We start from the raw sequence: 13,178 nt of genomic DNA on the forward strand, positions 1-13,178 counted from the left end.
AAATAGCGGTAAGCTATTAGCTATAAGTATGATTGAGTATCATAGATTTTTATTGATCACCATCAAGGCAAAGTTTGATAATATTACTTTTAATCAAACGTTAAAACATTGTGTTTAAATATGGGATTTATTTAATCACCACTTTTTAGTATAGCAAGTGGATATGTTTTTAGCTGAGTGTGAAAGAAAGTATTCATTTAATCTCAGCCGTTTATAACTGCTATCGGTTTTCATTTTCAGGAATTATTCGTGCCAACTAACAAAATATTCATCATTGGATTACCAAGAACAGCTACCACAAGTGTTTGTTTAGCGATGTTAAGTTTAGGTTTTAAAACGGCGCATAATGCCTATACAGAGCACGCTTTTTCTGAAGCAGAGGTGATTGCAGATACCCCAGTATTTTGCGATTATCAACTACTTGATCAGCACTTTCCTAACAGTAAATTTATTTATTTATCGAGAGCGAAAGAGGGTCTGGTTGCCTTCAATTAAACAGTTGTTACATCGAATGATTATTAATTTGCAACGCAGTGATGGTGGTTTCAACCCCCATTTAAAGCGCTGTTATAACGACGTTTTTTCTCCATTAACACCTGAAAATATTGCTCAAGACGATTTTCTTCTTCAGTGTTATCAGCGTCATCAACAAGGCATTTACACCTATTTTAAAGATAGGTCGAAGGACTTTTTAACGATAGATGTCAGTGATACTTCAAGTTACCAACAATTGTTAAGCTTTTTAGGTATTTCAATCTCGCTAGGTAAAGAAGGCGGTTTTGAAAAAATTAACATCGGCGGAAAAGTCAAAGCCTGGCAGGATATTAATAATGTGTTGAAAATAGAATCGACCAATAAAGGACGGATTGATAAGACTCTTTATTAATCGTAGCTTGACCTGTAAAATCGAACCAATTATTTAACTTTAGAAATAAAATTTATGTTTGAATTAAAATTTAACACGACGCAAGCGTGGACCGACGCCGTAATGGCTGATTTTCCGAGCTTTTTACAAGACCATGCGGCCGCTGAAAAAAAAGCGTCGGGTATGGCGATGGCTATGTTGTCTCATTACCCAGATAAAGCAAAATTAGTGCGTGCGATGACCGATTTGGCGATTGAAGAATTGATTCATTTTAAACAAGTATTAAAGCTATTAGTCGCGCGAGATGTAACCCTAGGGCAAGACAAAAAAGATACCTACATTACTAAAATTCGAGCACTATTTCGTAATGGAACCAACTTGTTTTTAATGGATCGCTTACTGGTTGCTGCAGTGATTGAAGCACGAGGTTATGAAAAATTTTGGTTAGTATCGCAAGCTCTTCCAGAAGGAAAAGATAAAGACTTGTACGTTGCCATTGCCAAATCAGAAGAAAAACACAAAAATTTATTTGTTGAGCTTGCTTATGAATACTTTGATAAAACAGAGGTTGATCAGCGTTTAGAAGAAATTTTGATAGCAGAAGCTGAAATCTGTAAAGGATTACCGATTAAAGCCATACTTCATTAATTAAGAGTTAATTCTTAGTTAACTCTTAATTAACTTACGCTTTTTGTGTCTAATAATGAAAAAACAGTTTGATAGCATTACACCCCAATTAATTGGCCGCCGAAAATCGGTTCATGAAGTGTGTCGGCAATTTACTCGTAGCCCAAGTAAAGGCAACTTGAAACGTTTAAAAGCGCTGTTTGCTTCATGCGGTGATAATGTGTTTATTGAATACGGTTTTCATATGGATTATGGCGGTAGCATTTACTTGGGGGATAGAACGTTTATCAATGCCAATTGTACTATTGTTGATGGCGCACAAATTGATGAAGTTAAACTAAATGATTGTAAAATAGATATTGGTGCCGACTGTTTAATAGGCCCGAATGTGCAATTATTAGCGGTATCTCATGATATCGACCCAAAAGAAAGATTAGCAAAATACAATTATGTTGACGATATTATAATTAAGGATAATGTGTGGCTTGGGGGCGGTGTTATTGTACTTGCGGGCGTTGTTATTGGTGAAAACACCGTAGTAGGAGCGGGAAGTGTTGTAACCAAAAGCATTGACGCGAACAGTTTTTATCTTGGTAACCCCGCGGTTAAAGTTCGTAATTTATAAGTTTAAATAACGATTAATTTGTAGTGTATTTTACCAAAAGTTCGTTTTATTTACTTTGCTTATATTTTAAGTTTATTTAATTCATTGTTTTTTAATAAATATTTTATTGGCTTGGGATTTGCTTTATTACTTACCGATGAACTCATTTAAATAAAACTAGGTAACCTGAGCTCAGGTTAAGTACTAAACAAGGAACTCAAATGTCAGTTATTTTAGAAGATAGACCAATCGAAAGTGTCCGCGGTGAAATTATTGATCAATTAATTATGAATTACAGCCATGGTGAATTATCTTATGAAGCATTTGAACGCCGTTTAGATCAAGCCATGGAGTTACAAAGTCATCAATTATTAGTTGAGCTTGTAAAAGATTTACCCCTAACCGTTGATAAAGCTTTTGTTGAAAGTAAAAAACAAGACTTAGCGCCAAATATTGTTATGGGAGATACTGAAGAGGTTGAATATATTATCAATGTTTTTAGTGGTAATACCCGCAGCGGTGCTTGGACAGTACCCAAAGAAATCAGATCTTTCAGTGTATTTAGTGGCTGTGATATTGATTTAACCGATGCAATATTTACGCAAAGGGAATTACGCATCAAAGTCTTTTCTTTATTTAGTGGTAGTAATATTTATATTCCTGAAAACGTCAATGTAGTCTCTAAAGCATTTTGTATTTTTGGTGGTATTGATTATCAAACGGCTGCACCAGTGAATCCTCATATTGTTCCGCCAACGATTATCATTGAAGGTGTTTGTATTTTTAGTGGTGTGGATATAAAAGTAAAACGCACAATTAAAGAAAAATTTGTTGAAATGGCAAATAACTTTAAAAAATTATTTTCCTAACTAAGCCTAATTCAGTTTAGTTAATTACATATTAATTGCGTATTAATTACTTATGATAGTTTTCTGGCAATTTCTAATGTATACCTAACTTAATGTCTTTCTTAACCTCTAACTTATTGCAACTCCCATACTAGCCATGTTGGGAGATGTTGCTTTTTAGCTAGTATTAACGCTTGCTTTTGGTGATTAGCGGCTAATTTTATCTGATTGAGCGCAGTGTAACTTAAAGCCATTTCTCTATGCCACAATGGATTGTTTTTTGAACTATTTTTGATACTTAATAATAACTGTTGCGCATGTTTAGGCTTGGATGTTGAGGTGAGTTTTTTGGCTAATTGTATTGTTACTTCCGCGTGAGATTCGGGAAAGTGTTGGGCAACTTCTGTTAAAAAGTTATCTGTATCATTTAATTGTTCCGACCAATGCATATATTTAGCTAATTGGTATGCTTGTAACCATTCGATTCGAAAACCAGTCCAAAGCGATTTTTTCTTTTCAAGTTCTTGAAGTACTTCTTGATAACTCGTCATTTTCATCATGTCTTGAGGATCAAGATAATAATCGGGCGATAGAAAAGTAAGTGCATCGTATAACGCCGGCATTGCTGTGCTAAAATGTGTCTCTTCTGGGTAGTTGTTAAATTGCCAATGCCAAGGTGTATCTTTTTTATCTATTTTTTTCAATTCGTCAGCGAGTTTTTTTACACCCATGCCTTCTTCGTTTGCTACCGAAAGAAATAAGGCAGGGATTTGTCTTTTTTGGTTTGAAATAGCCAAAGGGAGTTTTTTTGTAATTGCATAATCGTCAAACCAAGCACTTGGACTCATGGCTAAAAAAGCATTAAAAGACGTGTTGCCTTGCATCATAACATAGCTAGTAAATAATCCACCTAAGGAATACCCCGCAAGTGCCTGTTGTGAATTAGTGCGATAGTTATGTTTGATCAGTGGAATCAGTTCTTGTTCTAAATACTGAGAAAATAAGGGGGCACCACCATATTCAGGTTTATTGTCAATTGCCCATGTGGTTTGATAGATATAATCTTCTTGTCCTTGATTTGCTACGCCAATGACTATCATTGGCGGAATTTTACCCATGCGACTTAAGTTTGTCACTAAAGCTGAAGTATGCTGAAATTGAAAGTCACCATCAATAACATATAAGGTTGGATAATGTTGGTCACTACTATAGTACCGTTCAGGTAAAGACACCATGTAGCGCCTATTTTGTTGCAATAATTTTGATTGATGTTCAAATTGATAACCGCTAATGATTGGGGTTTTTAGCTTCTCAGCATATGAAGTGTTGCTAAGTAAGCACAGTAATATTATTGTTATCCGTATGAGCATAGGAACTCCAGTTAAATCGATTTAATTAACGCGACCAGTTTTTGCGAAATTATGTCGTTATTATTCTAATTAATCCTAGCATTATTTAATACTCACAAGAAAAGGTTTTATATGAGATTTCTCTCCCGTCGATTAGTGATGCCTAACGATCTAAATTATGCAAACTCCTTATTTGGTGGACGTGCGCTTGAGTGGATAGATGAAGAAGCGGCTATCTATGCTATATGTCAGCTTGAAACTAACTGCTTGGTTACCAAGCATATTGGCGCAATTAGTTTTGAGTCAGCGGCAATGCAAGGCGATGTAGTTGAATTTGGTTTGGAAACTAAAAAAGTTGGTAATACTTCAATTACAATAACGTGTTTAGTACGTAATAAAATCACCAAAAAAACGATTTGTTTAGCCGATGATATTGTTTTCGTTAAGGTAGATCCTCAATCACGCAAGCCTGTACCGCATGGAAAAACTCTTGAGCAGTTAGTCAAACAAACGGAAGTAGAATTTAACAAGTTGAAAGTTTAATGACAATTAAATAATTTCAACATAAGCCATTGATTAGCCGTTAACTTGGCAATACAATACTTTATTATTTATTTTCATTTAGGGTTACTATGTCTTCTGAACGTTTTGGTACAAGTGCCAACTATAAACAAAAAGAGCAGGGCTATAGAGATCGTGCTCTAAAGTTATTTCCTTGGGTATGTGGTCGTTGTGCACGGGAATTTGTTTATTCAAATTTAAAAGAATTAACGGTTCATCATATGGATCACGATCACACCAATAACCCAAATGATGGCAGTAATTGGGAATTGTTATGTATTTATTGCCATGACAATGAACATGCTAAATACACCGAACACGCTAATTATCAAACCGAAATTAAAGCGGGGGATACTAACCAAGATACCGCAACCTACAATCCGTTTGCTGACTTAAAGTCAATGTTGAAAAAGTAATTTATAAACTTAGGTGGTTCTGCGAAAATTCAATACTATCTGAACAGGGGGATAGATTCTGTAAACAGAAAAGTGAATTAATTTGTGATTTTTTATATCAATCTTTATGAACGAGAATATTAATTGACAATATTCGAATTGGACTAGATATTAATATAACCTGTTTGTTTCTCCAAATACTAACTTTAATAGATGTAAGGTATTTTAGTTCAAGTCTGACAGTTGCAAAAGCCACCATTGCGGTCGTTCACATTTGAAATATTAACGATCACTTTGTGCGCTTAGCAGAAGAAAACCATCAACAAAAACGCAATACTTTTTCTAATGTTTTATTTTTAAAAGTTTGGTTTGAATTTTAAATCCTCCTTTCCACCGCAAATAGGGAAAAACTACACTTTTCAACGGATAGTTACAACATCATAAATCTATAACCTATTGATGATATGTTAGTAAAAAGGTAAAGTTATAATATTGAATAATAATTTAATCGGAAATTTTTCAGTCAGAAGCACGGAATTTATCCGGTTAGAATATTTGTTAGGCGTATAAGGAAGTATCGATGAATTTTGAAGATGTGAGAGAATTTCAGAAGGAACAACAGGAAATAGTTGCATTAATAGGCGCACTTCTTGTTTCTTTAAAATCTTTGAATGACATGATTGTGGAAAATGTAGATTTAGCTAGTGTTAGAAGGTTACAACCAATTGTAAGTGGTTTCATATCTAAAGCCGGTGAGATGAATAAATTTTTCACTAAATATCATTATCCAACATATCACAAAGCGATTTTTAGACCTCCTAGCAATATAGCTACTTTACTCGGAAATCAAACACTTCCAAGCAAGCAATTGACTGTAGATGAATTCAAAAAACAATTAAATACTCAAATTGAAAGCCTCAGTGAGGTAATGATAGCCACAGCTCAAATCGTATCACCACCAATTGATGCTAACGTGAAGGCAAATAATCCTTTTTCAGCATATTGCTTTCTTGCATCAATGATGGACGCAATTAGTGAGGAAATGATTATTGTTGATCCATATATAGATCAAAGTATTTTTTATAGATATTTATCTAGATTATCTAAAAAAGTAACAATTAAGATTGTTTCCGACATAGATAAATTAAAAGGAACCAAGCTAAGTCATTTTGAAGATGTAGAAAATCTATTTAAGACAGAATACCCTAATTATACTAGGGAGCTTAAGAGTTCACTTCATGACAGGTATTTAATAAACGAAACTAACGCTTATACATTGGGGGGCAGTATCAAAGACGCTGCAAAGAAATCTGATTACTCAATCGTACAGCTAAGTGATGAAAAAAGATTAGAAATACGTTTAATATACGCCTAACAACAGCAATTCAACAGGGACAATGATTGAGCGTTAGGTTTTCCGATATCTCGGCACATAAAGTTTTAACTAAAGAGGTTATATGTATAAAAAAGTCCTTGGCTTAATAATATTAGTTTGTAGTACTGGACTTATTTTCTATGGCCTTTATTTCGTAGGTTTAAAATTGTGGGGAATATTTTCTTCAGTAGATCCTAAATTAGGGGCCGGTTTAATTACAGCATTCGCTACTATCATGGTGTCTTTATTTTCAGTGTTAGTTTCAAAGAACCTAGAAAGAAAAGGAAATATTCAAGCCCAATTAAGGGAAAAGAAAATACCAACCTATGAAAAATTAATGGACTTCATGTTTAAAATGACTGTTGGGGAAAAGCTTGGTGGGAAAAAGCATTCAGCAATAGAGAAACAGGCTGTTTTAACTGAAATTGTTCAAGAGCTTATTATATGGGGATCTGACGATATGTTATGTGCATTTTATAATTTCAGACATGGAATTTTAAATAACAACGAAAATATTATAACTAATAAAGACCTATCTGCTCACAAAGGGGTTCCCGCATTATACTTAATCGAAGAGATACTAATTGCGATAAGAAAAGATTTAGGTCATAAAAATAAAGGTATACATAGAGGTAAAATTTTAGGAATGCTTGTAAATGACCTTCCTCAGCATACTAAGAAAACCTAACAAGAGACTATGGTGATTTTTCAATACAAAATATAATGTAAAATAAGTATTTCTATATTGAAGCTAATGTCTCGAATGTGGCAAAAGTTAGTGTTTTACTAATACTTATCACTGACGACTTTGAGCTTAACCCCGCCTTTGACTCAAGTCTTATGTATCAGAACACAAGCACCTAGATACTCTTTATTGACATCATTTTTATTATTTTTAACAACTCAACATTTGTTTTTATTGGGTTAGGTATTTTTGATAATCATTAATACCAAAATACCTAACCGATTTTTTCTGAGTTAACTTTTTAGCAATAAGCATCTCGCCACAATAAATTCTCACCACTTGTTTATCACCGTTTGAATCTGTGTCGTAACAGTGATTGTCGTTGTCTCTGAGGTTATCAAATTCAGTTTTCATGATTAATTTCATGGGGTTACTCGCTACAAATTATTAATGTCTTTTTGTACTTGGTAGCCTTCATCAGTCACTATTTTTTCAAGCACTTGTACTCGCTCAGTTAATTGGTCAACTTTTTGCTTTAATTGAATACTGTATTCGTCTGATGTTTTATTATGTTGTATCGTTTTTGTTTTAAATTCTAAGTGTTTTTTATACATTTCATACAATACGCCAAACACGACACAAGTAATAACCACAACCATGGTAGTTCCACTCATATTCTTCTCCTTATAACTTTATGTTAATCAAGTTAATTTGTTCATGTTTTTTTGTTTATATTCATAACGAAAATAAACAACATTGATTATAATTAATATTACAATAAATGGCAGACTCGTTAATACAACATAGTTCCAACCACTCGTAAATAACACCCAACCGACCATTAAAGAAGCAAAGGCCTGAAAACCAAATAAAATAAAATCGTTGGCTGCCTGCACTTTATGGCGTTCGCAAGGTTGATAACTTTGCGGTAAAAGCGAGGTGCCAGTTAAAAATAGAAAGTTCCGCCCAATACCAAGTAAAATTAGTGCCCACCAATAATGCATGACTTCTTGACCTGAAAAAGCAATTACGGCAACCACTATATAAATGAAACTACCAAGGAAGAGTAACCCCTTTAATGCTATTTTTTTCACTAACCAAGGTGTTAATAAAGAGGGTAAGTACATTGCAGCAATGTGGCTTTGTATAACCCACTTAGTTTCGTTTAAGCTATGCCCTTGCATATGATGCATACTGAGAGGTGTGGCTGTCATTAAATAACTCATCAGTGCATAACCTATGGTGGCGGTGCAAATAGCAATAATAAAAAGTGGTTGTTTAGCGATAATCGATAATGGCCTAGCCGCACCATTATTGGATGTTTGTTTCATGTCAGGCTCTTTAAAAAATATCATGATCATAGCCGCTAAACAAATGAACAAGGCTAATAAAAAGAATGAGCCTGCATAACCATGGGGTGAGCTAAGCCAGTTTTTAGCGGTAACCGCAATTTCAGGACCTAAAAATGCAGCAAAGACACCACTTAGCATTAAAATAGATAATACTTTGGGAATATCTTCTTCGTTTTTGACACTTTCTATTGCTGCAAACCTCAGCTGTTGTGTGAATGAACCACCCATGCCAAATAAAAAGCCGGCAACAGCAAAAAGTTCGAATACGGCAAGTTTAGTGGCTAAAATAGCGAATAATGACGCAACTAATAAACAGCTAAATCCAGTGAATACCGCAAACTTTCTTCCTTTTATTTTAGCTATCATAGCAGCAGGAATAGAGGCAGCAGCGACACCTAATATCATTAAGGTAATGGGAAGAGTAGCAAGTGAAGCATTACTGGTTAGTTCACTTGATAATAAACCACCAATAAATACAATAATAGGCGCCGCGCACGTTACTAAAGGTTGAGCTATAAACAGTAAACCGATGTTTCTAGGTAATTGAAATTTTTGGGTAAGCAAAATAGCGGAAACAACAATCAGCCCCATAACGACTAAAATAATAGTCATTGTTAACCTGATTCCATGGCTAAAATCATTTTAACGTCGAGTTCACCTTCATATTTAATAAGACTTGTCTGTTTTTTTACTCGGGCTAAAACAGCCATTCGATCAGATAATTCATTACCCTCAATATTAGCATGTCCTTTTACGTGACTGATGATAAGCCGGTCTTTAATTTCTTGGTAATGAGAAAAGCACAATTTTATTAATTCTAAATTTTTAATTTCTTCACCTTTACCGCGAGTCCAACCTTTTGCTTGCCAACCTTTTGCCCATTTTGTGATACAGTCTATTGAATATTTTGAGTCAGACAGTATTTGAATTTTCCCCGTTTTGTCTAAATATTGATTAGCGAGTTTAAAAGCATAAAGTAGGCCATTTAATTCGGCGGTATTGTTAGTACCATTTTCCTTAAATAAACCATAATAAAGCGAATGTATTTTACCTTGATGGTACACGGCTAAACCCGTACCTGACTTTCCTGGATTGGGAGAACAGGCTCCGTCACAATATATTTGAATTTCTGCCGCTTGCGATCTAACTAAGTGGCTAGTCTCACGGTTAGGATGAGGTGTTGTTTGAGCATAAGGTGTGCTTGCTTTATTGTCTAAAGCACGTTTCATTAAGGCTTTAGTATAAGTTGAAGCAAAAGCAGCTTCTGCGTCATTTTTTGAAGGAAACCCCATAAATTGTGCATCAGATCGTCCATGTGTGTGTTTTTGAACTTCACTCCAAGTTGAAAAAACACCTGTTTTAGCACCTTTCCAGATCACGTAAAATTTCTTACTCATACAAAAAGTTATCTATCTTTTATTAATAATATAGGTGGATATTATCAATAAAATAATTGCTTTTAGCTAGAGAAAAAGTGTTATTAGTTTAACTAACTTGAGTTCAGCTTACTAAAGTTATCTCTAGCAGCAATTTTTCCTACTACGTCGTTAAATTTATTTATAATAGATCCCTATTGTGACGCGAAATTTAGACGCGAAATTTTCCTTGAATTAAGAAAAACTGTCAAACTTGCGTGTAAGTTAGAATATTATTTATATATTTCAATAAATTAAAAATAACTTAAACCGAGTTCAGGTTAACTAGATTATTATGCGTAATTCTTTTTTATGGCGACGGTTCTTATTTAGACGCGACTCAACATAACGTCCTCGATCCTGGTCCTCTTTACGCCTATCATTACCTGCACGGCGATCGTTTTCTTGTTCGATATTTTCTTGTTCGATATTAGGAGTAGTTTCTACCAATTCTTCAGGTTCATTTTCTGAGATTGAGTCGTCATTCAACAATACCGTTTGGCGATATTTGTTCTTTTGTTTTTTATCTTTAACCAATTGTTTCGTTTGTGCAATATGGCTGAGATAGGTTAAATCGTTTATATACTTCATCTAATTTACATTTATACACAAGAGATTTAAGGTTTATCCTTGAGTATACCCCCATATTTTTGATACTTGTATAATTAATCGGCACGTAAATGAAAAAGTTTAATGTTTAAAGACAATTTTTATTTTAGTTTTCGATTAACCTTTGTACACAAGCTAAACCTTGCTAAAATTCCGTTACAAACTTCGCACAACGTTAGGATATTTCATGGCAATTAACTGGTTTCCCGGTCATATGCACAAAGCTCAAAAAGAAATCAAAGAAATTTTGCCCCAAATAGATGTAGTAATCGAAGTATGTGATGCGCGATTACCATTTAGTAGTGAAAATCCCATGATTACTGAAATAAGAGGCGATAAGCCTCTTATCAAAATTCTCAATAAAAGTGATTTGGCTGACCCTATAAAAACGGCTATTTGGTTGAGCTATTTTGAGTCTCAGCACAATGTTAAGGCTATTGCCTTAACGACTGAAAATGCAGCAATAGCCAAAACCATTCCCAATTTGATTAAAAAATTGGTACCCAATAAAGATGAAGATGGTAAACAGATTAATGCCGTAATTATGGGTATTCCGAATGTAGGAAAGTCAACTTTAATTAATACCTTAGTCGGTAAAGCTAAAGCAAAAGTAGGTAATGAACCCGCAGTCACAAAAGGGCAACAGCGTATTAAACTTGAGGAAGGTTTATACCTTTTTGATACGCCAGGGATGTTATGGCCAAAAATTGCTAATGAGAATAGTGGTTATCGTTTAGCTGTTTCTGGTGCTGTTAAAGATACGGCATTTGATCATGATGATATCGCTTATTTTGCGGCAGAGTACTTACTTAAAGCCTATCCTGAACGTCTGATGGAACGCTATAAATTAAACGAGTTACCCATACACGAAGAAGATTTAATTGAAGCGATTGGTAGAAAACGTAGTTGTATTAAAAATGGTGGTCATGTTGATATGCATAAGGCTTCAGTGATCTTGATTAATGAAATCAGAGACAAAACGCCGGGTGCGATTACTTTTGAAATGCCAGAAAATATAGAAGATGAAAATGCTTACTTTGCAGATAAAGAAGCTAAAAAAATTGCTGCCCGTGAAGCTAAAAAATTAGCGCGTGGACGCGGAAGAAAAAATAAAAGATAGTTTCAGTATTATCATTAATACCCGTAACACTACCTGAGGAAAATACAATGTCAGAAAATGCACCGTTAAAAAATACCCAAGCATCAGACACGTTTGCTTTACATCCACAATTAGCTCATGACTGTTTTGAATTAGCTGAGTTTCCTCTTTGTAAATTGTTGTTATGTAATGATAGTACTTACCCTTGGTTTATTCTGGTTCCAAAAGTGGCAGGTGTTACTGACATATACCAGTTAGAATGGCAACAGCAACAACAGCTATTAAATGAGTCAAGCTTGTTAAGCGAATTACTTATGCAGGTATTTGAGGGGGATAAAATGAATGTGGCAGCCCTTGGTAATGTTGTAGAACAATTACATGTACATCACATTGTTCGCTTTAAAACTGATAGTAGTTGGCCTAAACCTATTTGGGGTCAACTACCCTTAACCCCTTATACAGGAGAGGGATTAGCGAGATTAAAGGAAAAATTATTACCTAAGTTAGTTATTATCTTTCAAACTACTTAAGTTGTTTTGAATAGAAAATTCAACTATTTAATTTGTATTTCAGCGAGAGTGTAACAAGAGTATAACATTAGGATTTTTCTAGAATTATACATACATAGAATAATATTGGGAATGAGGCGGGTCTCAATGTTTAATGATGATTTAAAATCATTTTTAAACATGAGACAGCACTATTATATATTTTCTACCGATTAAAGTCTTACTTTAAGTATTAATCAGACAGTTCAGCTACACTTTCATCGTTTGACGCGGGGAACTGTTGTCGCATATTGACTAAGTTGCTGCTCGTAATAGGATTGTTATCAATAGCAAAAGCTGCTTCAAAATCTGATAATGCTGCCGTTAGTTGTTTTTGTTTAAACCGAGCTACACCACGGTTACTATAATTAAGAGCAGTTAGGTACTTCACTCTATCTTTTGATTTAGGCATTGACTCTAAGCTTTTTATTGCTGATGTACAGGCTGATTCAGATTTAGCATTGTCATCTGAGTGTAAATAAGCAACACATAAATTCATTTTATTAGCGTAGAATTCTTTTTTCATTTTGTTAGCAGTCAACTTTTGAATACTTGTCGCTATTTCACCTTTCGTGAGATCTACCGTGCCAACAGCTCCTTTTACTACAGCCACTTTAAATGCTGTTTCACTTGATGTTGCACTTACTGTCGCACTACCCATTGTACTTAATAATAAAGTAGTCAATATTGTATTTTTAAACAAAGACTTATTCATGTTCATTTCTCCATCAAATTATGTATCCAATCGATACAAGACGAACTATAGAGATAGGGTTAACTACTGACAAACGATTAAAATAAACTCGTTAAGTGAATAAAACTCATGTATAGCTAACCCTATGAATA

At 34.3% G+C, this 13,178-nt stretch carries 16 protein-coding genes and 1 pseudogene; 10 read left to right on the forward strand and 7 right to left on the reverse strand.

Features of this window, described 5'->3' with window-relative positions; all coding sequences use genetic code 11:
• Nucleotides 1–249: 249 nt before the first annotated feature.
• The 4 genes and pseudogenes from L3081_RS11145 to L3081_RS11160 all read left to right on the forward strand — a co-directional run bounded on the left by L3081_RS11145 (nt 250) and on the right by L3081_RS11160 (nt 2,965).
• Nucleotides 250–886 (forward strand): annotated as a pseudogene (locus tag L3081_RS11145) (sulfotransferase).
• Nucleotides 887–940: 54 nt separating this feature from the next.
• Nucleotides 941–1,513, forward strand: a complete 573-nt coding sequence (locus L3081_RS11150; protein ID WP_242286140.1) for a tRNA-(ms[2]io[6]A)-hydroxylase — start codon at nt 941–943, stop codon at nt 1,511–1,513.
• Between the two features lie 55 nt (nt 1,514–1,568).
• Nucleotides 1,569–2,117 carry a sugar O-acetyltransferase gene (locus L3081_RS11155; RefSeq protein WP_242286142.1) on the forward strand — a complete coding sequence of 183 codons (549 nt, stop codon included), beginning with the start codon at nt 1,569–1,571 and terminating at the stop codon, nt 2,115–2,117.
• A gap of 200 nt (nt 2,118–2,317) precedes the next feature.
• Complete coding sequence (locus tag L3081_RS11160) at nt 2,318–2,965, forward strand: LiaF domain-containing protein (RefSeq protein WP_242286143.1); 648 nt, start codon at nt 2,318–2,320, stop codon at nt 2,963–2,965.
• A 113-nt stretch (nt 2,966–3,078) separates the two neighbouring features.
• On the opposite strand, the gene L3081_RS11165 is transcribed toward L3081_RS11160, so the two are convergent.
• Nucleotides 3,079–4,314, reverse strand: coding sequence for an alpha/beta hydrolase (locus L3081_RS11165; protein ID WP_242286145.1), 1,236 nt, complete (start codon nt 4,312–4,314; stop codon nt 3,079–3,081).
• 111 nt (nt 4,315–4,425) lie between these two features.
• Between L3081_RS11165 and L3081_RS11170 the strand changes: the two genes are divergently transcribed.
• From L3081_RS11170 to L3081_RS11185, 4 genes are all read left to right on the forward strand, one after another.
• On the forward strand, nt 4,426–4,836 hold the full coding sequence (locus L3081_RS11170) for an acyl-CoA thioesterase (RefSeq protein WP_242286147.1): 411 nt from the start codon (nt 4,426–4,428) through the stop codon (nt 4,834–4,836).
• 89 nt (nt 4,837–4,925) lie between these two features.
• Nucleotides 4,926–5,270, forward strand: a complete 345-nt coding sequence (locus L3081_RS11175; RefSeq protein WP_242286149.1) for a YajD family HNH nuclease — start codon at nt 4,926–4,928, stop codon at nt 5,268–5,270.
• A gap of 559 nt (nt 5,271–5,829) precedes the next feature.
• The gene (locus L3081_RS11180) at nt 5,830–6,624 is read left to right on the forward strand and encodes a hypothetical protein (protein WP_242286150.1); all 795 of its coding nucleotides are present in this window, start codon (nt 5,830–5,832) and stop codon (nt 6,622–6,624) included.
• A gap of 82 nt (nt 6,625–6,706) precedes the next feature.
• Complete coding sequence (locus L3081_RS11185) at nt 6,707–7,312, forward strand: hypothetical protein (protein ID WP_242286151.1); 606 nt, start codon at nt 6,707–6,709, stop codon at nt 7,310–7,312.
• Nucleotides 7,313–7,540: 228 nt separating this feature from the next.
• Here the strand turns inward: L3081_RS11185 and L3081_RS11190 are convergent, their stop codons facing one another.
• From L3081_RS11190 to L3081_RS11210, 5 genes are all read right to left on the reverse strand, one after another.
• Complete coding sequence (locus L3081_RS11190; RefSeq protein WP_242286153.1) at nt 7,541–7,723, reverse strand: hypothetical protein; 183 nt, start codon at nt 7,721–7,723, stop codon at nt 7,541–7,543.
• Between the two features lie 23 nt (nt 7,724–7,746).
• Entirely contained in the window at nt 7,747–7,983 is a 237-nt protein-coding gene (locus L3081_RS11195) for a hypothetical protein (protein WP_242286155.1), read from the reverse strand.
• Between the two features lie 27 nt (nt 7,984–8,010).
• Complete coding sequence (locus L3081_RS11200) at nt 8,011–9,273, reverse strand: MFS transporter (protein WP_242286157.1); 1,263 nt, start codon at nt 9,271–9,273, stop codon at nt 8,011–8,013.
• A 2-nt stretch (nt 9,274–9,275) separates the two neighbouring features.
• Nucleotides 9,276–10,040: a ribonuclease H family protein gene (locus L3081_RS11205; RefSeq protein ID WP_338027303.1), complete on the reverse strand. Its 765-nt coding sequence runs from the start codon at nt 10,038–10,040 to the stop codon at nt 9,276–9,278.
• A 321-nt stretch (nt 10,041–10,361) separates the two neighbouring features.
• Complete coding sequence (locus L3081_RS11210; protein WP_242286160.1) at nt 10,362–10,667, reverse strand: hypothetical protein; 306 nt, start codon at nt 10,665–10,667, stop codon at nt 10,362–10,364.
• A gap of 205 nt (nt 10,668–10,872) precedes the next feature.
• Here L3081_RS11210 and ylqF point away from each other — a divergent pair, with 205 nt between their 5' ends.
• Complete coding sequence (ylqF, locus tag L3081_RS11215; RefSeq protein WP_242286162.1) at nt 10,873–11,805, forward strand: ribosome biogenesis GTPase YlqF; 933 nt, start codon at nt 10,873–10,875, stop codon at nt 11,803–11,805.
• Between the two features lie 47 nt (nt 11,806–11,852).
• Entirely contained in the window at nt 11,853–12,314 is a 462-nt protein-coding gene (locus L3081_RS11220) for an HIT domain-containing protein (protein WP_242286163.1), read from the forward strand.
• A gap of 211 nt (nt 12,315–12,525) precedes the next feature.
• On the opposite strand, the gene L3081_RS11225 is transcribed toward L3081_RS11220, so the two are convergent.
• On the reverse strand, nt 12,526–13,047 hold the full coding sequence (locus L3081_RS11225; RefSeq protein ID WP_242286165.1) for a hypothetical protein: 522 nt from the start codon (nt 13,045–13,047) through the stop codon (nt 12,526–12,528).
• Nucleotides 13,048–13,178: the final 131 nt, after the last annotated feature.

The organism is Colwellia maritima (assembly GCF_022669015.1).
Lineage (GTDB): Bacteria > Pseudomonadota > Gammaproteobacteria > Enterobacterales > Alteromonadaceae > Colwellia > Colwellia maritima.